The following is a 26473-nucleotide window of genomic DNA, read 5'->3' as shown; positions in this document are numbered from 1 at the left end:
TTGTTTTTTCGGTCGCCGCTGGGGGCGCCCCCCCCCCCCGCTCCCACATTTGTTGGGTCACTGGTAAAGCCCTTGCCGAGCATGGCTCGGCACTACAGGGGCCTGCTTGATCAAAAAATCACCAGTGGCTGCGAAGGCTTGGCGCATAAGGCGTGTAGGCGCTTATCCACAGCTTGTGTAACTGACAGGGCACAGCCTGTGTGGACAACACAATGCCCGCGTAGTGCCGAGCCATGCTCGGCAGGGGACTTGCCGGTGTTACATCCGACAGTTCATCGGCTTTGCGGCTGACGCCGCCCCTACAAGCTTACTTCCAGGCGAGCAGGGTAGGCTGCAGGCGACGGAAAATCCGCTCCAACCGCTCTGCCCAGGCCTGCTGACCTTCAGCATCAGCAATAAGATCCTGGCGGATCTCCAATTCCACATGCACCAGGCCACGGCCTTCGCCATGCACCGGCACCGCGTAGTCGCTGCTGCTGTTGACCGAATAGGGCTGGTTGTCGCCCACCACCAGATCGCTTTCCTCGCGGAATGCCTGCAGCAGCACATGCGCAAAGCGGGTGTCCTGGTGGTAGAGCACGCCGACATGCCAAGGGCGCTGTGTGCCGTTCATTGCCGGGGTGAAGCTGTGCATCATCACCAGCAAGGTCGGCACGCCCGCATCGCGGCGGCGGTCCAGCTCGGTGTCGATGCGCTGGTGGTACGGCGCATGGATTGCGTCGATGCGCTGTTGGCGCAGCTGCGGATCAAGACCGAGATTGCCGGGAACAACGGTGCCATCGCTGACTTCAGGAATCAGCGTCGGCGAGACCAGCGGTCGGTTGCAGTCGATCAGTAGTCGCGAATAGGTCTGCTCAATCGCCCATGCGTCAAGACGTCCGGCCAAGGCACGGGTGGTGCCGGCAATGCCGATATCCCAGCCTATATGGCGGTCCAGTTCGGCCTGCGGTAGGCCAAGGTCCTGCAATGCCTGCGGCACGCGCTGGCCGGCATGGTCGGCCAGCAGCAGGAACGGTGAAGTGCCGTGCGGGTTGCGCACAGTGAACACCGCCGGATCATCGGTGCCGAGCAGCGGCGCAATGCTGTGCAAGCCTGAATCAGCCACGCGGGCGCCCATCCAGGTGGTGTTCGATCATCCACAGGCCGGCCCACAGCTTTGCGTCCAGCTCGTAGCCTTCGCCCATCTTTTCCACCAGCCAGGCAGCTGCGCGCTCGCGCGGGATGCTGTGCACGGTGATGTCTTCGCTGGCATCGCCGCCGCCGTCGCCGACGTTGTGCAGACCGGTTGCACGGACGAAGGCGATCTTCTCGCTGCTGGCACCGGACGAGGTGGGGCCGATCATCAGCACTTCGGCATGATCGGCGGTCCAACCAGTTTCTTCTTCCAGCTCGCGCACGGCCGAAACTTCGATGGATTCACCAGCATCGACATCGCCGACCAACCCGGCCGGCATTTCAATCGTGCGCGCCTGCAGCGGCACGCGGAATTGCTCGACGAACAGCACTTCATCCGCCGGGGTGACTGCGATGATGATCGCGGCCAAGCCGCCGGCATGAGTGCGCTCGCTGTATTCCCAGCTACCGCGCACAACCATGCGCTGGTATTTGCCTTCGTAGACGACGCGGGGTTCGGCGGTGTTCTGGCTCATGCGAACTCGTTGGCTGGAGTGGAGGGAGATTGCAGGCCGGCCGCAGCCATCAGCCGGCGGCGGGTCATCGGGCCAAAGCGCAGCGCCTCGCACAGCCCGCCAAGCATGTCGCCGTCGCCATTGGCGCGCACGAAGCCGTTGGCGGCGTTGTGCAACGGTGCGTTCAAGGCAACCGTGGTCAGTTGGCGGAACAGCAGCGCCTGTTCGCGCTGCTCACGCAACCGTACCGCCATCGTGGCAGCACCGCGCAGGCGCAGGAACGGTACTTCGTCGATGCGTTCGAGCAGGGTGTCCATGCTGCCGAAATGGGCCAACAGCACCGCTGCGGACTTGGCGCCAATGCCGGAGACGCCGGGGATGTTGTCGACCGCATCGCCGCACAGGGCCAGATAGTCGGCCACCTGGTGCGCATGCACACCTTGGCGCGCCTTCACCCCGTCCGCGCCCCAGCGCTGGTTGCGGGCGTAGTCCCACTGCTCGTCGTGTTCCAGCAGCAGCTGTGACAAGTCCTTGTCGGCCGAGACGATGACGCCGCGCAAGCGGCCACGGCTGGCATGCAGGGCACTGCCGATCAGGTCGTCGGCCTCGTATTCGCGGTCAGCCAGCACTTCCAGCCCCAGCGCGGCGCACAGCGCCTTGCAGTGGGCGAACTGGCGACGCAGCTCATCCGGGGCCGGGTCGCGGTTGCCCTTGTAGGCGGGGTAGAGCGCGTGGCGGAAGCAGCTGTCCAGTGCTTCGTCGAAGGCCACGGCGATGTGTTGCGGGCGCTCGCGTTCGAGCAGGTCGAGCAGGAAGCGGGCAAAACCGTGAACTGCGTTCACCGGCCAACCCTGCGCATCCTGGAACTCGTTGGGGATCGAGTGCCAGGCGCGGAACACATACAGGCTGGCGTCGATCAGGTAGAGCGGCTTCAGTGGCGCGTTGGCAGCGCTCACGGCTGCCAGTCCTGCAGCAGCGCTGCCGGATCGGGCCGCTCGCGGTCAGGGACGGCGATCTTCGGCGTGCCGATATGGATGAAGCCGACGATCTGCTCGTTGCTGGCCAAGCCCAGATGACGGGCGACTTCCGGGTCGCCGGCCATCCACGCGGTCAGCCACTGCGCACCGAAACCACAGCCCTGTGCGGCCTGCAGCAGGGCGAAGCAGACGCAGCCAGCGGTGAACAGCTGCTCGCGTGCTGGCACCTTGGGGTTGTCCTGCAGGCGCGCGATCACGGTGATGATCAGCGGTGCGTGGGAAAAACGCTGGCGGTCCTTCTCGACCGCAGCTTCGGCCGCATGCGGATCGCGCTGGCGGCTGCGCTGGGCCAGGAATTCCCCCAGCGCATGGCGGGCCTCGCCCTGCAGGCGCAGGAAGCGGAACGGCACCATCTTGCCGTGATCCGGCACGCGTACGGCCGATTGCAGCATGCGCAGCTGCGTGGCGTGGTCCGGTGCTGGCTCACCCAGTTGCAGGGAGGGCACCGAATGGCGCTGATCCAGCGCTTGCAGGAAGCAGTTGTCGGACATGGGTCACAGGGGCTGAGGCGGCTATTGATTATAGACGTCGCCCATGTACCGGCCCCTTCGCGCAGGCCGGGGTCAGTTTTGTGCGCTGTGTTGTGTGCCCTGAACAAGCCGTGGGTCGCTAATAAGCGCTGACACGCTTAGCATTGCTGGTATTGCGGTGAAGAGATCATGAGGTGGGAAATGCGCACTGCATCACTTACCCTGTTCATCTTCTCCGCCTACCATGCGCGTGCGGATTCAGGGGCCGCGTCTGCATTTCCTAATCCGTTTACCAAAAGATCAGCGCCTGTAAGGGTGTGGAGCCTTTGTGCATGATGTCCAGTCCGCATCCCGCCGGTCAGCCCGGTCGTAACCAGAACCTGCTTGGCGTGGCCCGCGAGGCTGCCTTGCCGGTGCTGTCGCAGGCCTTTGCCAAGGTGTTGGCGGGGTTTGACGATGCCTTGTTCGACCGTGCCGAGACGGCTGGGCCCTCGCAGCTGGCATTCCTGGATGGCATGCGCGAGCTGCGCCGCCGCCGTGATGAAATCTCCCGTCGTTTCGACTCGCACCTGCAGCAGGCCTGGGCCGCGCTGGATGCGGGCACCCCGCAGTCGGCTGAAGCCGTGCTGGCTGGGCAGAGCGATGGCGGTCTGAGCCTGGTTCCTGAACACATTCTCGAGTCACGTCTGGCCGTGCGCAATTTTGCGACCGTGCTGCTGCGCGACTGGAAGCAGGTATTGCTGCGCATCGATCACCGTCTGGCCTGGGTGGCCGGGGTGCCGGCGCTGGATGCTGATACCAACCCGATCGGCCCCGAGCATATCGGCGTTGCCGTGCACGAGGCGTTCTATACCTGTGACCTGGCCGCTGAAGTGCGGCTGGTGCTGTTCAAGTTGTGCGAGCGTGAGTTTGCGGCCGGTATCGGCAAGCTGTACGAGGCGGTGGACGAGCGCCTGGCCCAGGCCGGTGCGGCTCCGGAGATCGCCACGCCGCGCCGTCCCAGTGCGCAACGACCCTCGGCCGAGCAGTTGGCGCAGGCTGCGCAGGAAGAAGAGGACGGATTTGATCCAGGCCACGCGCCGATGTGGGCGCGGCGCTTCTCCGAGCGCTGGACCCAGCGCCGCGGCAGCATGGCTGGCCAAGCTGCCGCGCAGGCCGCAGCGGGCTTCGAGGCAGAACAGGCCTTTGGCAATCCACAGAACATGGTGCTGGAAGCACTGCACGAGTTGCTGGCGCAGAGCCGACAGACCCGTGAAGGCGGGTCGGCGTCTTCGGCGGACGCGGGGCAGGGCGGCGCTGGCCATCAGCGTTCCTTGAACCAGCGCGAAATGATGTCGGTGCTGTCGTTGCTGCAGGCCACGCCCAGCGCAACCCTGCGCGCGGCGGTGGGCGAGGATGGCGAATCGCTGGCGCAGCGGCTCAAGAGTGAAGTGCTGTCCGGGGCGACGCGGCTGGGTGTGGACCCGCAGCAGGCGCACCTGGACCCGCAGGACGAAGATGCGATCGATCTGGTCGGCATGCTGTTTGACGTGATGCTGGATGAGCGTGATCTGGAAGGCCGCTCGCGTGAGCTGATCGGCCGACTGGTGGTGCCCTTCGTCAAGGTCGCCATGCTCGACCGGCGCATGTTCGTGCAGAAGACCCACCCGGCACGCAAGCTGCTCAACTCGCTGGCCGAGGCCTGCGAGGGCAATGCCGGCGAAAGCCAGGCCGAGCGCGCGTTGATGGGCAAGGTCGAAGAAATCATTGAAAGGTTGACCGCCGAGTTCAACGAGAACCTGGCGATCTTCCTGACCCTGGAAGAAGAATTCCGTGACTTCCTGGCCCAGCATCGGCGCCGGATTGAAATCACCGAGCGCCGCGCGGCCGAAACCCAGCGCGGCCAGGAAAAACTGGAAGTCGCGCGCAATCGTGCTGCGGCCGAGCTGGACAAGCGTGTTGCCGATGCGACCCTGCCCAAGGCCATTGCTGACTTCCTGCGCCAGCCCTGGAACCACCATCTCACCCTCACCCTGCTGCGCGAAGGTGACGAAGGCGAGGGTGTGGCCGAGGCCTTGAAGCTGGCCGACGACGTACTGGAAGAAGTGGCCGAGGCGCGCCGTCATATCGTTGGCAAGCCGTGGCTGCAGTCCAGCCAGCCGGGCCTGCGCAAGGTGTTTGCCAGCGTTGGCCTGCACGGTGATGGTGGCACCACTGCGATCGATGCTTTGCACGACACCTTGCAGTCCATCGCCGAGCTGCGTCCGGAACTGGAACGCGCGCTGCCGGAATTGCCGCAGGTAGCCCTGCCGACGCCGCCCGCGCCGGAAACGCCGGCCATCGAGTTTGGTAGTGCGACCAAGGCCGAAGATTTCGACGACACCGATGCCGAGCGTTTCCGCAGGATGGAGATCGGCACCTGGTTGGACTTCATCGACAAGGACGGCAAGATGCAGGCCGGCAAGTTGTCGTGGGTGAGCCCGATCTCCTCGCGGCTGCTGTTCGTCAACCGGCGCGGCATCCGCTTCTGTGTGGCCTCGCCGGAGGAGCTGGCGGTGATGGTGCGACTGGAACGGCTGCGTCCGCACGTGGATGACGGCGCCTTCGACAGCGCCATGCAAGGCGTTATCGACCGCCTTGAGCCGCAGGGCGCGGCTCACTGATCGCAAACCGGCAGGCCAGGGCCTGCCGCACAGGGCACCGGCTTTGCTACGATCCGGCGGTTGATCCGCTGCGCATCGAGGACTGGAATGGCCGTAGATGTCTTGGTATTGAAGGAAACCGCTGAAGGCGAGCGACGCGTTGCCGCCACGCCGGAAACGGTGAAGAAGCTTGTTTCAGCCGGCGCGCAGGTACACCTGCAGGCCGGCGCGGGTACGGCCGCGGGCTTCCCCGATCAGGCCTATGTCGACGCTGGTGCACAACTTGGTGACGGGCTGGAAGGCGCGGATCTGCTGCTGTGCGTACAGGCACCGTCCTTGCCGACTATCGCCCGCCTGAAGACTGGTGCGGTGTTGGTGGGCGGTGTGCAGCCTGAAGCCGACCCCGCGCGCGCGGCTGCGCTGCAGGCGCAGCAGCTGCAAATCTTCCCGTTGGAACGATTGCCGCGTACCACCCGTGCGCAGGCGATGGATGTGCTCAGCTCGCAGGCTGGCATGGCCGGCTACAAGGCGACCTTGATCGCCGCGCAGCTGGCGCCGCGCTTCTTCCCGATGCTGACCACCGCTGCCGGCACCATTCGCCCTTCCAAGGTATTGATCGTTGGTGCAGGTGTTGCTGGCCTGCAGGCAGTTGCCACCGCCAAGCGGCTGGGTGCAGCGGTCGAGGGCTTCGATGTGCGCCCGGAAACCCGCGAGCAGATTGAATCGCTGGGCGGCAAGTTTCTGGACCTGGGCGTCAGCGCGGCAGGTGAGGGCGGTTACGCTCGGCAGCTGACCGACGAAGAGCGTGCTGAACAGCAGCGCCGCTTGGCCGAGCATCTGAAAGGCGTGGATGTGGTGGTCTGCACCGCTGCCGTGCCGGGGCGTCCGGCACCGAAGATCGTCACCGCGGCGATGGTGGCCGGCATGCGCCCGGGCAGCGTGATCGTCGATCTGGCCGCTGAAACCGGCGGCAACTGCGAAGCTACCCAGCCGGGCCAAACCATCGAGGTTGGTGGGGTGACGGTTGCCGGTCCGCTCAACCTGGCCAGCATGGGCGCGGTGCACGCCAGCGAGATGTTCGCGCGCAACGTCTACAACTTCGTGGCCTTGTTCCTGAAGGACGGCAAGTTGTCGTTCGACTGGAACGATGAGCTGCTGGCCAAGACAGTGTGGCCGCAACGCCCGGCCGGTGGCGAGATCCCGCCGGTCTGAGCGGCAGTGATGGGTAGAGCCGAGCCATGCTCGGCTGGGGCTCTACCCGGAAATCTTTTTTGTAGGAGCGGCGTCAGCCGCGAAGCCGGTCATCCATCGGGATGCAGGCTTGTCCGTAGTTTCATTGACGTCAGCTTCGCTGCTTACACCGCTCCCACAAGGGCGCTGGAATTGCTTGGAAAGCCCCTGCCGAGCATGGCTCGGCACTACAGTCAGGCGGCGCGCAGGCTTTAGCCCCTCTCCCGCATGCGGGAGAGGGGTTGGGGTGAGGGCAGCTTTTCGCTTGGAAAGCCTCTGCCGAGCATGGCTCGGCACTACCGACGGGCTCAGCGCGGGGAGCGGGCCGCTGGCGGGTTGGCCTGTACCCATTGCCGACGTTGTTCCGGGCTCATCTTGTTCCACTGTTCGCGCAGCTGCTGGCGCTGGTCCTTGTCCATGCCGCGCATCTTGTCGAACAGGGCCTGCGCGTCGCGACGCTGGTCCGGCGACATGTTCTCGAAGCGGTGCATGCCGCGACGGGCCTGCTCGCGCTGCTCGGGGGTCATCTGTTGCCAGCTGCGGGCGTGCTCATAGCTGCGCTGACGGCGCTCGGGTGAGGAGCTGTTCCAGCGATCGCGCACCGGCGCGATCAGGGTCTCGCGCTGGGCAGGACTAAGCTGGTCCCATTCGGGCAGCTGTTGCTGGGCGGCGGCCGGAGCATTGGCACAGACCAGCAGCAGCGGCAAGAGCAGGCAGGACAGTGAGGTCTTCATCTTCATCATTCCATCGCCAGATTGTCTGAGCCCAGCCACAGGTAAAGCTCCGGGCTTTCGTCGAACAGCAAGGTGTCGTCGCCAGCGTCGGCGTTCTGGTTGGCAATCAGGGGGGCCGCAGGCGGTTGCGTGCTGTGATTGAACTGCATCGCCACCGGCACGGCCAGCAGCGCCGAGCACGCGGTAGCCAGCCACCAGCGATGGCGGCGCCATACCGATGGTGTGCTCGCCATGCTGGCCTGCTGGCGGGCCTGCCGCAGCCGCGCCAGGGTGGCCGGCGACAGCGTGGCATCGGCCTGCTGCTGCAGCTGGCGGGCCTGATGGTCGAATGCTTCGGGGGGTGTGGGCAAGCGGTTCACCGCGTGGCCTCCAGTTGTTTCTGCAATGCGTCGCGAGCACGCGACAGGTGGGTTTTTACCGAGCCTTCCGAACAGCCCATGGCCTTGGCGGTGGTGGCCACGTCCAGGTCCTGCAGCACGCGCAGGCTGAAGGCTTCGCGCTGGCGGGCCGGCAGTTGCCGCAGCGCCTGCACCAGCTGGGCATAGCTGCGTTGTTGTTCATGCGTCTGCGCCGGGCCGGGGGCTTCATCGGCCCAGTCGATGGTGCTGTCCTGGTCGTGATCTTCCTGCGCGGCCCAGAACTTCAGGCGGAAGTTGCGGCGCCGCTGCAGGTCGATGATGCGCCGGCGCAGGATGCTCCAGAACAGCGCTGTCCATTCCTCTGCGGGCCGCTCGCGGTAACCCAGCATGCGCTCCATGGCGTCCTGTACCGCGTCCAGCGCATCGTCGCGCTGGCGCAGGCCGGCTTCGGCGAAACGGAACGCGCGCGGGCCTATGCCCGCCAGGAAGGCGTCCAGCGAGGCAGGTACAGCGGCAGGCGGCATCAGGGGCGGGCTGGTCACCAGCACAGGGTAGCGTCTCGGTCGTGGTCTCTGGGGGAGATAACGCACGGGCGCGCAAACGGTTGACAACGCAACGGTCGCGCCAGCTTCGGCCACATGGTTATGATGCCGGACAGGCGCTTCCAGCCTCGGAGAGACCAAGCAATGAGCGACGGGTTCGTAGCGTTGTACATCTTCATGCTGGCAGCGATCGCCGGCCACGTGATCATCTCGCGGGTGCCGGTGATCCTGCACACACCGTTGATGTCCGGTTCCAACTTCATCCACGGCATCGTGCTGATCGGCGCGATGGTGGTGCTCGGCCACGCCGATACCACGCTGGAAAAAGTGATCGGCTTCATCGCCGTGGCCTTGGGCGCGGGTAACGCGGCCGGCGGCTATGTGGTGACCGAGCGCATGCTGGACATGTTCAAGAGCTCGAAGAAGCCGGAAGGGAAGGGCAAGTGAGTGCTTCTTCCCGTGTTGCAGGCGGCTCTTCGATCAGTGCGCGGCAGATCTTCCAGTGGCTTAGTTATCTGCAGTATCCAGCCTTGCTGGTGGCGCTCGCCTATGCGGCGCGGCCGCTGTTCAACAGCATGGACGGTATCTTCGACGCTTATAACAGCGCGCTGTTGTATGCGGGCGTGGGCGTAGGCATGTCCTCGCTGCAGGATCCGTCCAGGACCCAGAACAAGATTTCGAAAAAGGTGTGGGAAGACCCGCGCAAAGGCGGCGTGTTGTTGGGGCTGATCAGCGTGCAGGCACTGTTGCCTATCGTGCTGGGTTTGCTGGGCGCCGCGTTGGCACCTACAGCGGCGCTGTCGCAGCTGTCGCTGGGCCTGGTGGCGTTCGGGCTGGGCATGATCGGGCTGTTGAAAACGGCCATTGAAATGCGTGAACACCATCGCCTCGACAAGCAGTCTCCTCGCCATACCGACACGGCTCTGGAGGCCGGTGCATGAGCATATCGATCCTGGTCAATACGAGTTATCTGGTCGCTGCCACGCTGTTCCTGCTGGGCCTGCAGCGCATGGCCTCGCCCAAGACCGCACGCAGCGGTATTCAATGGGCCGGCGCCGGCATGCTGATCGCCACCGCGGCCACGTTCTTCCTGCCCGGTCTGCACAACATCGCCTTGATCGCGGTGGCTTTGGTGCTGGGCACCGGGCTGGCCTGGGTCTCGGCCAAGAAGGTTGCCATCACCGATATGCCGCAGATGGTGGCGCTGTACAACGGCATGGGCGGTGGTTCGGCCGCGGCGATTGGTGCGGTGGAGCTGCTGCGTTTTTCCGAGCTGGCCAACCGTGACACCAGCCACTGGAGCGCGCAGGCCATCGCTGATCTTTCGGCACGACTGCCGTCGAATACCGTACTGGCGCTGGCGGTTGTAGGTTCGGCGATCGGTGCGGTATCGCTGTCCGGGTCGATCATTGCCTGGGCCAAACTCGATGGTCGCCTGGACAAGCGGGTTACCTTCCCCGGGCAGCAGGTTTTCAACCTGTTGGTTGCAGTGGCGATGGTGGTGTTGGGCGTATGGGCGGCGGCAAGCCTGCAGCCGCTGGCGATCATCAGCTTCTTCGCGGTGGCGCTGGCGCTGGGCGTACTGATGACGCTACCGATTGGCGGCGCCGACATGCCGGTGGTGATCTCCCTGTACAACGCGTTCACCGGTCTTGCCGTGGCGTTTGAAGGTTACGTGCTGGGCAACGAGGCCTTGATCATCGCCGGCATGATGGTTGGTGCGGCTGGCATCCTGCTGACCCGTTTGATGGCCAAGGCGATGAACCGGCCGATCAGCGGCGTGTTGTTCTCCAACTTCGGTGGCGGTGGCCAGGGCGCTGAAATCAGCGGCACGCAGAAGCCGATCGAGGCGGCCGATGTCGCCGCGATGATGGCGTTTGCCGAACGTGTGGTGATCGTGCCCGGTTACGGCATGGCGGTGGCACAGGCCCAGCACAAGATCTGGGAGCTGGCGCAGCGCCTGATCGAACGTGGAGTCAAGGTGAAGTTTGCGATCCATCCGGTGGCCGGGCGCATGCCCGGTCATATGAATGTGCTGTTGGCCGAGGCAGGCGTGCCTTACGACCTGATCGCCGACATGGACGACATCAATCCGGAGTTCGCCAATACCGATGTATCACTGGTGATTGGTGCCAATGACGTGGTCAACCCGGTTGCCAAGACCGACCCGACCAGCCCGATCTACGGCATGCCGATCCTGGATGTGGTCAATTCCAAGAACACCATCGTCATCAAGCGCGGCAAAGGTACCGGTTTTGCCGGTATCGAAAACGCGCTGTTCTACGCTGACAACACCCGCATGTTGTACGGCGATGGTGCCGAAGCAGCCAGCGCCCTGGTCAGTGAACTCAAGGCGCTGGACGGCGGGCATTGACGGTGCTGGGTGGTGGTCAGGAGGCCACCGCCCACTCCAGCATCTGTGGTTCGGCAACCGTATTGATCGGCGGCATCAATTGGGGAGCGGCCAAGACACTGTCCTGTACCTGCTGACCGCGCCTGGCGGCGGTGGTGGTACAGCCGAAGGCGTGCTTGAACGCGCGGCAGAACGCGCTTTCGCTTTCAAAGCCCAGTGATTCGGCGATCTCGCACACTGACAGGCTGGTATTGCAGACCAGATCCAATGCGCGCCGATTGCGCAGACGCGCGGCATACTCACTCGGCGTCTCGCCAAAGACCTCGCGATAGATCCGGATCAGGTGCGTGGGCGAGTAGTTGGCTACCGCAGCGAGGCTGATCAGGTCCAGGCGGGTCTCGATGGTGCAGCGGATCAGGTGCTGCACGCGCAACAGCCGCAGCATCGTCTGATGGCGCCGCAGCACAGTGCGGCCACTGCAGCGCTCGAGCTGCATCTGCATGGGCTGCTGGCGATCGACCAGCGCATCACGGAGCAACCCCAATTTATAGGCGGCGTCGCCGGTAGCAGGGTTGTGCTTGAACCAGCGCGGCCGGCACAGGTGCACGACTGCGCGCGCCAGTTCTCTGTCGCAGGTCAGTTCACGGGGGATCAGGCAGTTGATGATGGATGCCGTGGATTTTGGTGGCTTCTGCCAGAGTGCTGCCGGGGCTGCAATGCATAGCCACCAGCCGTGCTCGCGGGTGATGTGACGCAGGCTGCCGTCCATCCAGAGCTGCAGTTGGCGCGCGCCAAGCTGCCATGGCAGATCGCCATTGCTCAGCTCCAGCGCACCGTCCAGCACCAGTGTGACGCTGATCCAGCCAGCCGGAATGCTCAGCCGCCCACCTTTACCGCGGCCGCTGATGGCGTGGATGCAGTCCGGACGTTGCATGGATAGATCGAGTGACTGTGAACCCTGAATCAGATGATGTTTGATAGCCATCGCACCTTCCCCCCAAAGTGTCTGTGTGAACGGACGGCGTGCGCGGTGTCGCGTTGCGGTCCGGCCGCGCTGTGCAGCCGGTGGTCCCCCGCCCGTCGTTTGAGCTTTTTGTGGAGCTCTGCTCATTTCAGACGCAGGCGATGGCCGAGTACCTCACCTGTAAACGTTAAAAGAGTGCCCAGCTGTGCTCAGGCCTTGCTGAATCGGGGACATGAAAGCGGTAGTGGCAGCACATCCGCACAGCTGCGGAAAAAAAAGCCCGGGAAGTCCGGGCATATCTGGAGGTGCCGCGGTGTTCCCCCTTGTGGTTGCTGGGGGTTGGTCGCAGCTTGCCAAGCAGAGAGAGAGAAAGAGAGCTTGGTCCAGACATGAATGGTCTCGGTGCTGCGGCCGGCCTTGCATGCATCCGGGCACAATTGCGTGTGCCTGAATTGCGTGTTCGCGGCTGAGGCATTTCTTGTGCGTTCATCGATGGTCGTTGATGTGCACAATCGCGATGGATCGTAGGCAGGGGCATGCGGATGGATCGCGTTGATCAGAACAACCGTTCGTTGCGGGCTGTCATCGGCAGTGCAATGGCGGTCGATCAAGCTGCAGCGTTGCAGATACGGGCGTTGGTAGCGATAGAGGACGGTAACCTTTCCAGGGCGAAGACACTTTTCCTGCAGGCGATCGAGTTGCATCCGGACTGCAGCGGCGCGTGGGTGAATATCGGCAATGTCTGCCTTGATTTGCGTGACATTGCTGCGGCTGATGCGGCATTTCAGCGGGCGTGGGAATTGGGTGATGAGACGGTTGCCTGCCTGCTGGGGCGTGGCTTGGTTCGGATGAATGCTTGTCGGTTTGTCGAGGCGCAGGCGTTGTTGCAACGCGCTTCTCAGCAAGAGCCCAATGCTGCCGACGTGTGTCTAGCCTACGCGCAATGCCTTTGCGAACTTGAGTCATTCGATCAGGTCGCTGCCTGCCTGCAGGGGGTGATGGTCAATGCGCTCCGTCCGGAGCAGCAGCGCGTGTTGGCGTGGCTGTTGGCCCAATCGGGCGGTGAAGAAGAGGCTGTATTGCTGTATCGACGTTTGTTGGATACTGATTCAGCGCAGGACGAACTACGTGTGCAATATGCGTTGTTGCTGGAGCGCCTCAATCGGTTGCATGAGGCGGAGCAGGTGCTGGCCGGTGTCCGTGTCGATGGCATTGAGGCAACCAGCATGATGCATGCGTTGGCCTCGGCTCGGCTGCTCCGCAGACGTGGGCATGTGCGGAAGGCCGTTGGCGTGCTGCGTGCTGTGCTTGCGGCAGGGCAGGGGGCTGTGGCCGATGATGCAATGTCCGCGCAGCTGTGGTTTGAACTTGCTAGGTGCCAAGATCTATCGTTGAACGTGGACGCTGCCATGGGTGCATTGCAGCGGGCGCATGCAGCTGCCGCGGTTGCCTTTGCACAGCGCAGCCAGGGTGTTGGTTTGCCGAGGGTACTGGAGTGGTTGCAGCAGCGTCGGCATCGGCCGGTATCCATGCAGCCAGCGCGGGATGAGCGTGGCAGCTCCCGGCCCGATCCAGTGTTTCTGGTGGGTTTCCCGCGCTCAGGCACCACCTTGTTGGAACGGGTCTTGGATGGGCATCGGGGGTTGGACGTATTGGACGAGCGCCCTGCACTCGAGGCAGTCATCGCGCGTCTGCGGCAAACACCTGGCTGGCGCGATGCAGATATGGATGCATCACTGGATGGCTTGAGTCCTGCTCAATGTTCCGATGCCAGGCAGCATTACTGGCAGCAGGTGCATCGGTACCTGTCTTCGCCGGGACGGCTGGTGGACAAGTATCCGCTGACCCTGACCCGGCTACCCTATGTCGCTCACCTGTTTACGCATGCCGACTGGTTGCTGCTGTTGCGTCACCCTTGCGACTGCGTGCTGAGTTGTCATATGCAGGCGTTTGGAATCAACGGTGGCGCGTTGGCGTTCGCCTCGCTGGAATCGACAGCGCATACCTATGTGGCGGTAATGTCGATGTGGGAACAACAGCGCTTGTTGCAACCCGCGCGGGTGCATGTGTTGCGCTATGAAGAGCTGGTTCAGGATTTCGCCGTGCAACTTGCGCAGGTGATGGCGTTTCTTGACCTGCCGGTGCAGGAGGCACAGCTGGATTTTGCCAGCGCCGCGCTCGCCCGCGAGCGGCGCATCAACACGCCCAGCTATGCACAGGTGGTGCAACCCCTGAACGCTGCTGCGGTGGGACGCTGGAGACGCTACCGTGCCCACTTCAGTGACAAGACCTTGGCCATGCTGGCCCCGTGGATAAGTCGCTACGGGTATTCGCTGGACTAGGTCTGCGCAAAGCGCAGATACGTCGATAGGATGTACTTGTCCTGTTCCGGTGAAGCCAGTCCCTGATGTGCGTACATCCAATAGGGCGGGAACATCACTAGCCGTCCCGCCATGGGTTGAACGCCATGTTGAAGCCCAGGGAACCAGGTTTGGCCGCCACGTTCGACGGTATTGAGGTACCACAGAAACACCATGTATCGGTCGCAGACCTGATTGATTGAATCAAAGTGGGTCTGGAATTTCTCATCGTTCCCCGCGTGGTAGCGCTTGAGAATCAAGGGGCTCAACAATGGGCCATCAGGTACCGCGATGGGGAGCCCGACGTCCGCGTTGTAGCGTCGTAATGCCGTGCTGATCAAGTTGCGGAAGAACGTCTGCAGCGGCGCGTCGGCCAAGCGCCCCATATCCATCTCGCTCCAGGCGCTATCCTCCAGTCCTGCACGGATACCACGGCCATTGCGCTGTTGAAGGTGATCGAGTCGGTGGAACGAGGCGATCAGCCCGCTGCAGAGTTCCTGCGGCAGGCTATTGTCGTAGCAGCGGATGTAGTGAGCCAGCTGCTTGCTGCTGCCGGCCACCTCTGGCGCGGCCGTAGCCGCGACAGAAGTGGCTGACAAACAATCAGAAGCGTGCAGTCCAGCGCATCCAGTAGTAACGGCCGATGGCATCGTAGGTCCGCATATCGGTGGAGGCATTGAAACCAGTGTAGATCAGCGGTGGCTGCCGATCGGTAAGGTTGCGCACACCCAGTTGTACCGAGCTGTTCTTCAAGCCTTCGAAGCTGTAGCCGATCTGCAGGTCGGTCTGGGTGAAGGAGGGAATACGGCGTTTGGAGACATAGCCCGGGCGCTTCACGCTGGCCAGATCCGGGGCTTCGTAGAGATGGTGTACGTAGCGCGTGGTCAGGCTTGCACTGAGGTTGCCGCGTGACCAGCTCAGGTCATTGAGTGCGCGCCAGCGTGACATGTTGCCGAAACCGGACGCGGCAGAGTCAACGAAAGTACCGGCAAGGCCGCTGCTGCCTGGAATGCCCGGGAACGCCGAAACATCACTGCTCGGGTCGCCGGAAAGCATCCTGACGTCATATTTGGCCAGATAGGTGGTGTCCAGGTTCCAGCTGAACTTGCCCCAGCTGCCCTCCGGCAGGGCGTAGCGGAAGCCCAGGTCGAGACCGGAGGTGTTCAACGTGCCGAAGTTGCCTACGACATTGGTCATCTGTGCGACGTCACCCGCGTCGTCGCGTATGAACGTGTCGCAGAACCGCCCGAAGTCATAGCATTGGTTCAGCATCGTCACTTCCGGCAGGGCGGTGATGAATTGATCCAGATTCACCCGCCAATAGTCGGCAGTGATGCTGAAGCCTTCCAGCCAGGACGGGCTGTACACCAGTCCGTAGGTGAAGACGGTGCCTTCTTCCGGCTGCAGTTCTGGGTTGGCCGAATGGAACGAGGTTGTCTGGGTATTGCTTTGGGTGAAGCTCCCGTCGGTCCGCACGCCGGCGCAGGCGCGCGGATCGGCCGCCCCCCCGCCGGTATAGCCGTTGCAGGGGTCCACATAGGCAGCAGCGGTCGGCGCGGTGGCGGCATACAGGTCGCCGATGGTCGGGGCGCGAAACACATCGGCGTAGGTGGCGCGGATCAGCAGGTCGGAGAACGGCTTCCACTCCACGCCTATCTTGGAGTTGGTGGTTCCGCCGAAGTTGGAGTAGTCCGAGTAGCGCGTGCCCAGCGTGACTGAGAGTTTCTCCGCGAACGGGGCGTCGGCCAACAGCGGTATCAAGGCTTCGGCATATATTTCGTTGACGTCAAAGCCACCATTGAGATCGCCGAACGTACAGGCTTCCTGGGTGATCAGGCAGACCGTCTCCCCTGACGGAATGATGGTCAGGAAGTCACTGCTGGAGTTGGCCGATTCTTCGCGGCGTTCGACGCCCACCGCCAGTGATACAGCACCGGCCGGTGCCTGGAACAGATCGCCGGTGATGTTCGCGTTGTAGACGGTCAGGTCGTTTTCGCTACTGCTGTGGATTGTCGGATTGATCAACTCCAATGCTGCGAGCTGGGCGCGGCCAGCCTCGGTGTTTGGATCTGGCGCGGGGCCGAGGAAGTTGACCGGCAAGCAGCCGGCGATGACGCTGGCGGCATTGCCAGCGTCGCGCACGCAGATGGGTTTGCCACTGACCGGATCGATCATTGACGGGCCCAGCGCATCGGTCAGGCCGGGGCTGTACAGGTAGCCGCGCACCGTAGCGGACTGGGGGGTGCGGCCATAGGAGTAGGACGCATCCCAGCTCCAACTGCTGTCTGCAAAAGCGCCGCGCAGCCCGGCGGTGACCTGGTAGGTCTCGGTCTGGTAACGGGTGGTTCGGGTTGGAATGAAATCGCGCAGGCGCAGGCGTGCATCAGTGATGTCCACGCCGAACGGGTTGTACATGCTGTCGGCGCTGATCGGCACTGCATCTACCGTGGGGCGACCATCGAACGGCAGAGGTGCTATGAAGAAGGAGGATTCGGTACGCAGCCAGGAGCCGAGCAGGAAGGCCTCTACGTTGTCACTGATCTGGTAACTGCCATGGAGGAACAACGAGGTGCGTTCCTGTGGGGTGAGGTTGAGGTTGCCGTCGGCCTGGTAGTTGTAGACGTCGTTGAGGTTGTCGAAGCAACGGAAGTCCGACTGGGCATTGCCTGGGCGGCCCTCGATCCGGGTAAGGGTGATGTTGTCCGGCGCAGTCGGGTCGGTGGGCGGTTTTGCACAGTTGGGGTCGCTGAGATCGACCCCGGTCAAGGATGCGCGCGGAACCACGTAGCGGCCGGTAAGGATGCGGCTGGTGCCGCCGATGCCCTTTTCGCCGGCGTACAGCTGATACGGCTGGCTGGAGTAGCTGCGGTCCGCCGCACTGACCTGATCTTCCTTGTCGTAGCTGGTGCCCAGCATCAAGCGGCCTTTTTCGCCGACCATGCCGAAGGTGGCATCCAGGCGGCGGGTGCTGGCATCACCGCGCGATGAGGTGCCGTAGTACGCGCTGGCCTCCACCCCTTCGAAGTCCTTGCGCAGGATGAAGTTGACCACGCCACCGATCGCGTCGGAGCCGTAGATTGCCGAGGCGCCGTCCTTGAGGATTTCAACCCGTTCGATCAGGGCCATGGGAATGGAGTTGATGTCCACCGCGCCATTGGCGCTGGAAATCGTGCCGATCCAGCGCTTGCCATCCACCAGTACCAGAGAGCGGTTGACGCCAAGTCCGCGCAGATCGACCGTGGCCGCGCCTGCGCCGCCGCCGTTGTTGACCTGTGGATTGGTGGCGGCACCGGCAATGGCCGGGCTGCGCTGCAGAAACTCACCGACGGTGGCCGCGCCGGAGTTCTGGATGCTCTGTCGATCAATCGTGAATACCGGGCTGGAGGTTTCCAGATCGGCGCGTTTGATGCGCGATCCGGTGACCTCGACGCGGTCCAGATTGGTGGCTGCCGGTTTGGTCGGCGGATCTTGAGCGAGAGCAGTGCCTATGGTGCCCAACGCCAAGGTGGCGGTGGACAAAGGCAGCAGTGCCCGAGTGATGGCACGACTCAGGGGTTGGATGGTCACTTACGACTCCTCTGAAGGATGCAGGGGGAGTCGAGAAATTATGAAAAATTAACCTTACGGTCTGTGCGGAGGATGCACGTCAAGCTGTACTTGAACTACCTTTTGATCACGAGGCTGCATGCTCGAGTCCGTGAGGTGTTCAACGCCCCGCACGCCAGGCAACCAGCAGCGCGATGCTCAGCCAGATCAACTCCCCTAGACCGTTGGCAAGTGACAGCAGGGTCCAAGCGAAGTGCAGGCCCATGCGCAGGGCCGATTCCCACGGGGTCAGGCCCATCGGGCCGCCGACATAGGCTGCGGCAATGAGCCAATTGGCAGCCGCGGCGATCAGCACGGTGGTGAGAATGGTTAGCGCAGCCCGTGCCGGGCCTGGTCTGAATGCGCCCAGACGCAGCATCCAGGCTGCCTCCAATGCGGCCAGGACCGCCATCCAGCCGGCCTGGGTGCCGGTGCTCAGGGCGACCAGCAGCCAGGCGATGGTGAGGGTGATGCTTCCGAGCAGCAACAAAATGGGCCAGAGCCAGTGGCGGGTACGGCTGGCCGAGGTGGAAACAGGCGACATGGGCATTCCCGAACAGATTCCGCAGCATAGCGTTTCAGCGGCGATGCCGCCCAGTCGGATAAAATGGGGCCATTGCGGGTAGCCACCGCGTCCCCATATCCATCTACATGTATTCCCGTAGCAGTGAACCTGTCCATTTTGAGCGTGATTGCCCGGCCGTGATGGTGCCGCAGGGCGATAGCGTGACCTTGCCGGCCGGCAGTTATGGCTACATCACCCAGGCACTGGGTGGCAGCTATACGGTGTTTGTCGAAGGTAATCTCTTCCGTATCGCCGGCAAGGACGGCGACGCCATCGGCAAGGAGCCGCCGCCGGGGCTGGAGCTGCCCGACGACGCCGGCGACGAAGATGTCGAAAAACTGGTGTGGGAGCAGCTTCGTACCTGTTTCGACCCCGAAATCCCTTTCAACATCGTCGATCTTGGGCTTATCTACGAAGTGGATATCAAACACCTGGACGATGGCCAGCGTGAGGTCGACGTCAAGATGACCTTGACCGCGCCAGGCTGCGGCATGGGCGAGATCCTGGTCGATGACGTGCGTAGCAAGCTGGAGATGATCCCGACCGTGGCCCAGGCCGACGTCGATCTGGTGTTCGATCCGCCGTGGGGGCGTCACATGATGTCCGAGGCGGCGCGCCTGGAAACTGGCATGCTGTAAGGCCGCGCCGGCTGTTGTCGGTGACGGTTTGTGCTGCACCCCCGTTGCCGCTGTGGCGGCGGGGCTGTCCCATCCCGCAATCTGGAAGGAATTATCCGGTGTCCCAGTCTTCGTTGAGCTTCGATGTCACCCGTTCGGACCATCCGCGTAGCGCCGAGGAGCGCGCCAAAATCCTGGAAAAGCCAGGCTTTGGTCTGCACTTCACCGACCACATGGTGGCCGTACGCTGGGACAAGGACACCGGTTGGCACAATGCGGCGGTAACGCCCTACGGCCCGATCTCGCTGGACCCGGCCGCTGCCGTGCTGCATTACGGCCAGGAAATCTTCGAGGGCATCAAGGCCTACCGTCACGCTGATGGCTCGGTGTGGACCTTCCGCCCGCAAGCCAATGCGGCACGTCTGCAGCGTTCGGCGCGCCGCCTGGTGCTGCCGGAACTGCCGGCTGACATCTTTGTCGAGTCGCTCAAGCAGTTGGTTGCGCTGGACAAGGACTGGGTGTCCGATGCCGACGAAGCCAGCCTGTACTTCCGCCCGTTCATGATCGGCGATGAAGCCTTCCTCGGCGTGCGCGGCGCGCACAAGGCGACCTATTACGTGATCGCCAGCCCGGCCGGCCCGTACTTTGCCAAGGGCGTGGCGCCGGTGGCGATCTGGTTGTCCACCGACTACGCGCGCGCTGCCAAGGGCGGCACCGGTGCCGCCAAGTGCGGCGGCAACTACGCAGCGTCGCTGCTGCCGCAGCAGCAGGCACAGGCACAGGGTTGCTCGCAGGTGCTGTTCCTCGATCCGGTCGAGGGCAAGTACCTGGAAGAACTGGGCGGCATGAACGTGTTCCTGGTCTACGGCAAGGAAAACAAGCTGGTCACCCCGGCGCTGTCGGGCAGCATCCTGGAAGGCATCACCCGCGAATCTCTGCTGCAGCTGGCCCGCGACCGCGGCATGGACGTGGAAGAGCGCCAGGTCACCATCGATGAGTGGAAGCAGGGCGTCAGCTCGGGTGAAATCACCGAGGTGTTTGCCTGCGGTACCGCTGCGGTGATCACCCCGATCGGCCAGCTCAAGGGCGAAGACTTCTCGGTCGGCGATCTGAATGCACCGGCCGGCGAAGTGACCATGTCACTGCGCAAGGAACTGACCGACATCCAGTACGGCCGTCAGCCGGATCGTCACGGCTGGTTGGTGCGCCTGGACGCCTGAGCGTCCCTGCTCAGTTAAGTGAAGAAACCCGCTGCGACCTGTTCGCAGCGGGTTTTTCTTTGTCCGGACACCCGTCCGTGCAAGCCAGTGGTAGCAAGGGGTTCATAAATAATCTTTACAAATCACTCACTTAGGTAAACGTGACGGAGCAACAGTTTCTGTTGTAACCCTCTTGTCATTGATTCAGCCGCCATTTACTGTCCGCCAACGGATCGGTAACAGGGGACTGGTTCGGGTAGTTCTACCCGGGCAGCAACCTCTTCGCATCTGGCAGGGCCCCGGGTAGGACGCATGCCGCGCAAGCGGCTTCCTCTCAATGCAGAAGGGCTCTTCAATGTCATCCAAATCGCGCCGTACGCTCGTTCGTGGGTTGGTAGTTGTTGGCACTGCTTCGTTGTCGTCACTGCTCCTGTGTGCGCCGGCCTGGGCCGGCGATGTGCATCTGGCCGGTCTGGATTCCGCGCCGACGCATCAGCGCTTCATCGTCAAATACCGTCAGGACAGCCGCCAGGCCGCAGGCGACGCCGCCCTGCAGAAAACCCTGGTCTCCGCCGCCCGCGCGCTGCCGACGCGTGCCGGCAAAAGCATCGGCGTGCAGCATATGCGGCGTCTGGCAGTAGGCGCGGATGTGGTTCGTGCCGATACCAAGCTTGACCGCGCCGATGCTGAAACGCTGATGCGCAAACTGGCTGCTGATCCGAACGTCGAGTACGTCGAAGTCGATCGCCTCAACACCATCAGTCTGACCCCGAACGACACCCGCTACGGCGAGCAGTGGGGTTATTCCGGCACCTATGGCATCAAGGCCAACCAAGCCTGGGATGTCACCAATGGCGCCGGCTCGGTGGTGGCGGTGCTGGATACCGGCATCACCGCGCACAGCGACCTGGCCGCCAACCTGCTGCCGGGCTATGACTTCATCAACGACACCACCGTGTCCAACGATGGCAACGGTCGCGACAACGACCCCAGCGATCCGGGTGATTGGGTAAGCGCCAACCAATGTGGCGGCACCCATGCCGCGCAGAACTCCAGCTGGCACGGCACGCATGTGGCCGGCACCATCGCTGCGGTCACCAACAATGCCAAGGGCGTTGCCGGTGTGGCGTATGGCGCCAAAATCGTACCGGTGCGCGTGCTCGGCACCTGCGGCGGCTACGACTCGGATATCGCCGACGCCATCATCTGGGCTTCTGGTGGCACCGTATCCGGCGTGCCGGCCAATGCGAATCCGGCCGAGGTGATCAATCTCAGCCTGGGTGGCTCCGGTGCGTGCGGCAGCACCACTCAGGCAGCGATCAATGGCGCGGTCAGCCGTGGCACTACCCTGGTCATCGCTGCCGGCAACGACAACACCAATGTCTCCAATGCTTCGCCGGCCAACTGCAACAACGTGATCGCGGTGGCATCGATCACCAGCACCGGTGCACGTTCGAGCTTCTCCAATTACGGTGCGTTGATCGACATCGCCGCGCCGGGTTCCAACATCCTGTCCACGCTCAACAGTGGCACCACCACACCGGGCGCGGAAAGCTATGCCGCTTACAACGGCACCTCGATGGCGACCCCGCACGTGGCTGGCGTTGTTGCACTGCTGCAGGCGGTTTCAACCACGCCGAAAACACCGGCGCAGGTCGAGGCCTTGATCAAAGCCAATGTCACCGCGTTCCCATCCACGCCATCACAGAGCATCGGCCCCGGCATCCTCAATGCCAAGGCGGTGGTGGATGCTGCCAACGGTGGCGGCAACCCGAACCCGGGTGGCACGGTGTTGAACAACGGCGTACCGATTACCGGGCTTTCCGGCGCGGCCAGCAGCACACAATACTTCACCGTGCAGGTGCCGGCGGGTGCGAGCAATCTGGTGATCGCAAGTTCTGGCGGCAGCGGCGATGCGGACATGTATGTGCGTGCCGGCAGCCAGCCGACCACGTCCACCTATGATTGCCGCCCGTATAAAACTGGCAATGCGGAGAGCTGCAGCTTCGCAGCACCGGTGGCAGGTACTTACCACGTGATGCTGTCCGCGTACTCGGCGTTCTCGGGTGTAAGCCTGCAGGCCAGCTGGAGTACCGGTGGCGGCAGTGGCGGCGTGCAGACCTATAGCAACGCAACCGCGGTCGTCATCGTCGACAACGCCATCGTGGAAAGCGCCATCGCCGTCTCCGGACGCAGCGGCAATGCCCCGGTATCCACGCCGGTGACGGTCGATATCAGCCACACCTGGAAGGGAGATCTGAAGGTGGATCTGGTCGCGCCGGATGGCAGCGTCTACGTGCTGAGCAACTATGCCGGAGGCAGCGCGGACGATATCAAGCAGACCTTCAACGTGAACCTGTCCAGCGAAGCTCTCAATGGCAGCTGGAAGCTGCGCGTCAACGACAAGGCCAGTGGTGATACCGGCCGCATCAACAGTTGGTCGATCAAGTTCTGAGTTGAGCAAGGTTCAAGCGGCAGGCAATGGCCGATCGAAGGCGCCATTGCCGTGTTGTGATGTGACAGGGCCCCGGCGTTTTCGCCGGGGTTTTTTGTTTGTTCGTTCGTGGATTTCAGCGCGTGCGGATCCCACCACTCTTCAGCGTGTTGCTTTGTCACGCCGCGAGCAGTGATTGCCAGCATTGAGGTGTCTCGGAGGCATCGAAGATCGTGCTGTGCGCTTCCCTGACTGATGCGTTGGGAGGTTCTGACTGCGGCTGGGACAGCGGTTTCAGTAGTCCTCCGATGGGAGTGTGCAAGGCGGATGCCTAGTGTCGGCAGGCGGGTCGGTGACAGGGGGCGATCCGGAGTGTTCTGCCCAGGTGATGGTTGCTGTCCACACAGAGAACGCCAGGCAGGACCGGCGCCGCGCAAGCGGCAACTTCCATGCAGAAGGGTTCAACAATGTCATCCATATCGCGCCGTACGCTTCGCCGTGGGTTCATTGCAGTTGGCACTGCTTCGCTGTTTCCCCTGCTGTTGTGCAAGCCGGCCTTGGCCGGTGAAGTACAACTTGCAGGTCTGGACTCTGCACCTGTGCATCAACGTTTCATCGTCAAGTTCCGTCAGGACGCAACTCAAACTGAAGGTGGGGTCGCGCTGGGCAATGCCCTGGCCGCCGCTGCACGCGGGCTGCCGACGCGCGCTGGCAAGCCAGGCACGCTGCAGCACCTGCGCCGGTTGGCGGTAGGTGCGGATGTGGTGCAGGTGGACACCCCGCTGGATCGCATCGAGGCTCAAGCACTGATGTATCGATTGGCTGCGGATCGCAATGTCGACTATGTCGAGCTTGATCTGCGTCATACCATCGATGTCGCCCCGAACGACCCACGGTTTGGCGAGCAATGGGGGCTGTCCGGCGCCTATGGCATCAAGGTCGGCGAAGCTTGGGGAAATGCGACCGGGGCAGGTGTGGTGGTGGCGGTGCTGGATACCGGTATTGCCAACCACAGCGATCTGAATGCCAATGTTCTGCCTGGTTATGACTTCATCGGTGATCTTGAGGTGGCCAATGATGGCGATGGTCGTGATGGCGATGCCAGCGACCCCGGTGACTGGGTGGCGGCGAATCAATGTGGCGGCAGCCACGGCGCGCAGAACTCCAGTTGGCATGGCACCCATGTGGCCGGCACCATCGCGGCAGTGACCAACAACGGCAAGGGTGTGGCCGGCGTTGCACCTGGCGCCAGGATCGTACCAGTACGCGTGCTGGGTCGCTGTGGTGGCTATACCTCGGATATCGCCGATGCCATTGTCTGGGCGGCGGGCGGAGCGGTGCCCGGCGTGCCTGCCAATGTCCATCCGGCCGAGGTCATCAATCTCAGCCTGGGCGGCGCAGGAGCCTGCGGCAGCACCATGCAAAATGCGATCAACAGCGCGGTAGGCAAGGGCGCAACCCTTGTCATCGCAGCCGGTAACAGCAACGTCAATGTGGCCAAGGCCTCGCCCGCCAACTGCAACAACGTCATCGCCGTTGCTGCCAGCGACAGCGCCGGCAAACGTTCAATCTGGAGCAGCAGCCAGCAGTCAAACTACGGTCCGCTGGTTGATGTTGCGGCACCGGGCAGCGGCATCCTTTCCACCCTCAATAGCGGCAGCAAGGGCCCGGCGGGCGAGAGTTATACCTCTTATGGCGGGACATCGATGGCGACACCACATGTGGTGGGTGTGGTGGCGCTGGTGCAGCAGGTGTCCAACCCGACGCGTACGCCAACGGAGATTGAAGCCTTGATCAAGGCAACGGCGACTCCTTTTCCAACTACACCGGACCGTGATATCGGCGTTGGCATCGTCAATGCGCAAGCGGCTGTGGCCGTAGCATTGGGTGGCCCACTGCCACCGGAGCCGCAACCCGACCCTGCGACTGAACTGGACAACGGTGTGGCGCTGACTGGCTTGGCAGGCAGCAAAGGCAGCAACCGCTATTACAGCTTGGAAGTACCTGCAGGTGCGTCGAATCTGCTGATCAGCATTGCCGGTGGCAACGGTGATGCTGACCTGTACGTGCGCGCGTCCAGTCGTCCCACCGCCTCCAGCTACGACTGCCGTCCGTTCAGTGCTGGCAATGCCGAAAGCTGCAGCATTCCTGCGCCCGTAGCAGGAACTTACCACGTCATGTTGACCGGCTACTCTGCCTACTCAGGCCTGCGTTTGAAGGCAAGCTGGGGTCTGTTGCCGGCGCAGACCTATAGCAGCGATGAGGGTGTGGATATCCTCGACAACCGTACGATTGAAAGTGCGATCAGCGTGTCCGGACGCACTGCCAATGCGCCGGCGGCCACTGCGGTAACGGTGGATATCAGCCATAGCTGGCGTGGCGACCTGAAAGTGGAGCTGCTCGCACCTGGCGGCCGCGCCTATCTGCTGAGCAATTACGAAGGAGGCAGTGCCGATGACATCAAGCAGACCTTCGAGGTCGATCTTTCCAATGAGGCCTTGAATGGCACCTGGAAGCTGCGCGTCAACGACAAGGCCAGTGGCGATACCGGGCGTCTCACCGGCTGGTCAATCACGTTCTAGCCCAAGGCAGCGCTTGCCACTGTGCATGAGTCTGGCGTTGTAGCCGGACTCATGCCGTGAGCGCAACTCAGTCCTCGCAGATGTCGGCGCAACTGGCCTGCAGAACCTGCAAAGCGTCAGCCGGGGCGATGTCCAGCAGCAGGCCGCGTTGGCCTGCGTTGATATAGAGCGTGTCGTGTTGTGCGGCACTGGCGGCGAACACCACTTTGGCTGGCCGCTGCTGTGCGAAGGGACTGATGCCGCCGACCTTGTAACCGCTGCGCTTCTCGGCTTCGGGGATTTCCATCATCTGCGCGTGCTTGCCGTCGCAATGGGCGGCAAGCTTTTTCAGCGACAACCGCTTATCAGAGGGAATAACCGCGATCAGCGGCTGCTTGTCCACCCACGCCATCAGCGTCTTGAACATGCGCGGCGGGGCAATGCCCAGCGCCTGCGCTGCCGCCAGCCCCTTGCTGTCGACATCGGCCGAGTAGTCATAGGCATGCACGCCATGGGCGATGCCGGCCTTGTCCAATGCGGCGGTGGCGCGGGTGCTTTTTGCCACTTACAGCGATTCGAAGCGGTTGGCGTCGACGTTCTTGCGGACCTTCTCCGGATTCCAGATGCGGCCGTTCATGGCGATGTAGACGCCTTCAGGCAGCGACTGCACCGCACCGATCGCACAACCGATGTTGAACTCGGCATCGGAACCACGGAAACGCGCCGGGCTCAATGCGCCGGTCATCACGATGGTCTTGCCGGGGATGGTGGCCAGCACCTTGCCGGTGGCGACCATCGAGTCGGTGCCGTGGGTGACCAGCACGTGGCGGGTTGGCTGGGCGGCGATGGTGGCGCGGATCAGCTCGCGGTCGTCGTCGCTGATGTGCAGCGAGTCCTTGCGCAGGATCGGAATCACATTGAAACGGAAGGTCACGCCCAGCTCGCGCAGGATCATGCCGATCTGCGGATCGCCGATCTGGTAATCGGACTTGTCGTCGAAGTAGATCTTGTCGATCGTGCCACCGGTGGTGACGATCAGGAGTTCTTCCATCATTGCGGTAAATCCTTGCGGTGACTGCCAGCGGCACAGGCCGCGATGCTGCGAATGATAATGCCGTAGGCAGCGTCCGGCCACGTCACGTCGCGTTGGTAGAGCCGAGCGCCAGAAGCCGGGGGGGTGGGGAAGGGCAGGGACGTTGTGGACAGGGGGGGGG

23 protein-coding genes and 3 pseudogenes are annotated in these 26473 nt (G+C 63.1%); 13 read left to right on the top strand and 13 right to left on the bottom strand.

What is annotated here, in order from left to right; genetic code table 11:
* Positions 1 to 307: 307 nt before the first annotated feature.
* Genes ACVOLZ_RS19165 through ACVOLZ_RS19150 form a run of 4 tightly spaced genes read right to left on the bottom strand, consistent with a single transcriptional unit; the run spans position 308 to position 3156 of the window.
* Complete coding sequence (locus ACVOLZ_RS19165) at positions 308 to 1105, bottom strand: N-formylglutamate amidohydrolase (RefSeq protein ID WP_481517509.1); 798 nt, start codon at positions 1103 to 1105, stop codon at positions 308 to 310.
* Positions 1098 to 1649 (bottom strand): NUDIX hydrolase, encoded by a 552-nt coding sequence (locus ACVOLZ_RS19160; protein WP_481517508.1) that lies wholly within the window; start codon positions 1647 to 1649, stop codon positions 1098 to 1100. The genes ACVOLZ_RS19165 and ACVOLZ_RS19160 overlap by 8 nt, the downstream gene beginning before the upstream one ends.
* Positions 1646 to 2593 (bottom strand): 5'-3' exonuclease, encoded by a 948-nt coding sequence (locus ACVOLZ_RS19155; protein ID WP_481517513.1) that lies wholly within the window; start codon positions 2591 to 2593, stop codon positions 1646 to 1648. The genes ACVOLZ_RS19160 and ACVOLZ_RS19155 overlap by 4 nt, the downstream gene beginning before the upstream one ends.
* Positions 2581 to 3156: a nitroreductase family protein gene (locus ACVOLZ_RS19150; protein WP_481517507.1), complete on the bottom strand. Its 576-nt coding sequence runs from the start codon at positions 3154 to 3156 to the stop codon at positions 2581 to 2583. The genes ACVOLZ_RS19155 and ACVOLZ_RS19150 overlap by 13 nt, the downstream gene beginning before the upstream one ends.
* 311 nt (positions 3157 to 3467) lie before the next feature.
* Here ACVOLZ_RS19150 and ACVOLZ_RS19145 point away from each other — a divergent pair, with 311 nt between their 5' ends.
* Both ACVOLZ_RS19145 and ACVOLZ_RS19140 read left to right on the top strand, forming a co-directional pair.
* A complete protein-coding gene (locus tag ACVOLZ_RS19145) occupies positions 3468 to 5777 on the top strand; it encodes a DUF1631 domain-containing protein (protein WP_481517506.1) in 2310 nt (769 codons plus the stop codon).
* A gap of 87 nt (positions 5778 to 5864) precedes the next feature.
* On the top strand, positions 5865 to 6968 hold the full coding sequence (locus ACVOLZ_RS19140; protein ID WP_481517505.1) for an NAD(P) transhydrogenase subunit alpha: 1104 nt from the start codon (positions 5865 to 5867) through the stop codon (positions 6966 to 6968).
* Between the two features lie 326 nt (positions 6969 to 7294).
* On the opposite strand, the gene ACVOLZ_RS19135 is transcribed toward ACVOLZ_RS19140, so the two are convergent.
* The 3 genes from ACVOLZ_RS19135 to ACVOLZ_RS19125 are packed head-to-tail and all read right to left on the bottom strand — an operon-like array spanning position 7295 to position 8627.
* Entirely contained in the window at positions 7295 to 7720 is a 426-nt protein-coding gene (locus ACVOLZ_RS19135) for a DUF3106 domain-containing protein (RefSeq protein WP_481517504.1), read from the bottom strand.
* 5 nt (positions 7721 to 7725) lie between these two features.
* Positions 7726 to 8079, bottom strand: coding sequence for a hypothetical protein (locus ACVOLZ_RS19130; RefSeq protein WP_481517503.1), 354 nt, complete (start codon positions 8077 to 8079; stop codon positions 7726 to 7728).
* Complete coding sequence (locus ACVOLZ_RS19125; protein WP_481517502.1) at positions 8076 to 8627, bottom strand: RNA polymerase sigma factor; 552 nt, start codon at positions 8625 to 8627, stop codon at positions 8076 to 8078. The genes ACVOLZ_RS19130 and ACVOLZ_RS19125 overlap by 4 nt, the downstream gene beginning before the upstream one ends.
* Before the next feature lie 138 nt (positions 8628 to 8765).
* On the opposite strand from ACVOLZ_RS19125, the gene ACVOLZ_RS19120 reads away from it, so the two are divergent.
* From ACVOLZ_RS19120 to ACVOLZ_RS19110, 3 genes are read left to right on the top strand one after another with little or no spacing between them, the layout of a single operon-like run.
* Positions 8766 to 9068, top strand: coding sequence for an NAD(P) transhydrogenase subunit alpha part 2 (locus tag ACVOLZ_RS19120; RefSeq protein ID WP_481517501.1), 303 nt, complete (start codon positions 8766 to 8768; stop codon positions 9066 to 9068).
* On the top strand, positions 9065 to 9562 hold the full coding sequence (locus ACVOLZ_RS19115; RefSeq protein WP_481517500.1) for a hypothetical protein: 498 nt from the start codon (positions 9065 to 9067) through the stop codon (positions 9560 to 9562). Before ACVOLZ_RS19120 ends, ACVOLZ_RS19115 begins: the two co-directional genes overlap by 4 nt.
* On the top strand, positions 9559 to 10995 hold the full coding sequence (locus tag ACVOLZ_RS19110) for an NAD(P)(+) transhydrogenase (Re/Si-specific) subunit beta (RefSeq protein ID WP_481517499.1): 1437 nt from the start codon (positions 9559 to 9561) through the stop codon (positions 10993 to 10995). Before ACVOLZ_RS19115 ends, ACVOLZ_RS19110 begins: the two co-directional genes overlap by 4 nt.
* 16 nt (positions 10996 to 11011) lie before the next feature.
* Here the strand turns inward: ACVOLZ_RS19110 and ACVOLZ_RS19105 are convergent, their stop codons facing one another.
* On the bottom strand, positions 11012 to 11959 hold the full coding sequence (locus tag ACVOLZ_RS19105) for a helix-turn-helix domain-containing protein (RefSeq protein WP_481517498.1): 948 nt from the start codon (positions 11957 to 11959) through the stop codon (positions 11012 to 11014).
* 515 nt (positions 11960 to 12474) lie between these two features.
* Here ACVOLZ_RS19105 and ACVOLZ_RS19100 point away from each other — a divergent pair.
* Positions 12475 to 12924: pseudogene (locus tag ACVOLZ_RS19100) on the top strand (tetratricopeptide repeat protein); the annotation flags it as partial.
* Between the two features lie 12 nt (positions 12925 to 12936).
* Positions 12937 to 14280, top strand: coding sequence for a sulfotransferase family protein (locus ACVOLZ_RS19095; RefSeq protein WP_481517512.1), 1344 nt, complete (start codon positions 12937 to 12939; stop codon positions 14278 to 14280).
* On the opposite strand, the gene ACVOLZ_RS19090 is transcribed toward ACVOLZ_RS19095, so the two are convergent.
* The 3 genes from ACVOLZ_RS19090 to ACVOLZ_RS19080 all read right to left on the bottom strand — a co-directional run bounded on the left by ACVOLZ_RS19090 (position 14277) and on the right by ACVOLZ_RS19080 (position 18427).
* Positions 14277 to 14897: a 2OG-Fe(II) oxygenase gene (locus tag ACVOLZ_RS19090; protein WP_481517497.1), complete on the bottom strand. Its 621-nt coding sequence runs from the start codon at positions 14895 to 14897 to the stop codon at positions 14277 to 14279. The genes ACVOLZ_RS19095 and ACVOLZ_RS19090 overlap by 4 nt on opposite strands.
* A 4-nt stretch (positions 14898 to 14901) precedes the next feature.
* A complete protein-coding gene (locus ACVOLZ_RS19085) occupies positions 14902 to 17865 on the bottom strand; it encodes a TonB-dependent receptor plug domain-containing protein (protein WP_481517496.1) in 2964 nt (987 codons plus the stop codon).
* A 139-nt stretch (positions 17866 to 18004) separates the two neighbouring features.
* On the bottom strand, positions 18005 to 18427 hold the full coding sequence (locus ACVOLZ_RS19080) for a hypothetical protein (protein WP_481517495.1): 423 nt from the start codon (positions 18425 to 18427) through the stop codon (positions 18005 to 18007).
* Positions 18428 to 18534: 107 nt separating this feature from the next.
* Here ACVOLZ_RS19080 and sufT point away from each other — a divergent pair, with 107 nt between their 5' ends.
* The 6 genes and pseudogenes from sufT (at position 18535) to ACVOLZ_RS19050 (ending at position 25280) form a co-directional block, all read left to right on the top strand.
* A complete protein-coding gene (gene sufT, locus ACVOLZ_RS19075) occupies positions 18535 to 19086 on the top strand; it encodes a putative Fe-S cluster assembly protein SufT (protein WP_346498807.1) in 552 nt (183 codons plus the stop codon).
* Positions 19087 to 19184: 98 nt separating this feature from the next.
* Positions 19185 to 20285, top strand: coding sequence for a branched-chain amino acid aminotransferase (locus ACVOLZ_RS19070; protein ID WP_481517494.1), 1101 nt, complete (start codon positions 19185 to 19187; stop codon positions 20283 to 20285).
* Positions 20286 to 20619: 334 nt separating this feature from the next.
* Positions 20620 to 22353, top strand: a pseudogene (locus ACVOLZ_RS19065) (S8 family peptidase); the annotation flags it as partial.
* A gap of 24 nt (positions 22354 to 22377) precedes the next feature.
* Positions 22378 to 22719: a proprotein convertase P-domain-containing protein gene (locus ACVOLZ_RS19060; protein WP_481517511.1), complete on the top strand. Its 342-nt coding sequence runs from the start codon at positions 22378 to 22380 to the stop codon at positions 22717 to 22719.
* Between the two features lie 446 nt (positions 22720 to 23165).
* Positions 23166 to 24926: pseudogene (locus ACVOLZ_RS19055) on the top strand (S8 family peptidase); the annotation flags it as partial.
* Between the two features lie 39 nt (positions 24927 to 24965).
* Positions 24966 to 25280: a proprotein convertase P-domain-containing protein gene (locus ACVOLZ_RS19050; protein WP_481517510.1), complete on the top strand. Its 315-nt coding sequence runs from the start codon at positions 24966 to 24968 to the stop codon at positions 25278 to 25280.
* A gap of 67 nt (positions 25281 to 25347) precedes the next feature.
* Here ACVOLZ_RS19050 and ybaK read toward each other — a convergent pair whose 3' ends face one another.
* Together ybaK and ACVOLZ_RS19040 are read right to left on the bottom strand one after the other, a co-directional pair.
* Complete coding sequence (gene ybaK, locus ACVOLZ_RS19045) at positions 25348 to 25824, bottom strand: Cys-tRNA(Pro) deacylase (protein WP_481517493.1); 477 nt, start codon at positions 25822 to 25824, stop codon at positions 25348 to 25350.
* Positions 25825 to 26310 (bottom strand): asparaginase domain-containing protein, encoded by a 486-nt coding sequence (locus ACVOLZ_RS19040; protein WP_282267147.1) that lies wholly within the window; start codon positions 26308 to 26310, stop codon positions 25825 to 25827. It lies immediately after the preceding gene.
* Between the last annotated feature and the right edge of the window lie 163 nt (positions 26311 to 26473).

This window comes from Stenotrophomonas sp. STEN020, assembly GCF_056760195.1.
The sequence above is the reverse complement of the archived record's forward strand: the minus strand, read 5'-3'. Positions and strand labels throughout refer to the sequence as shown.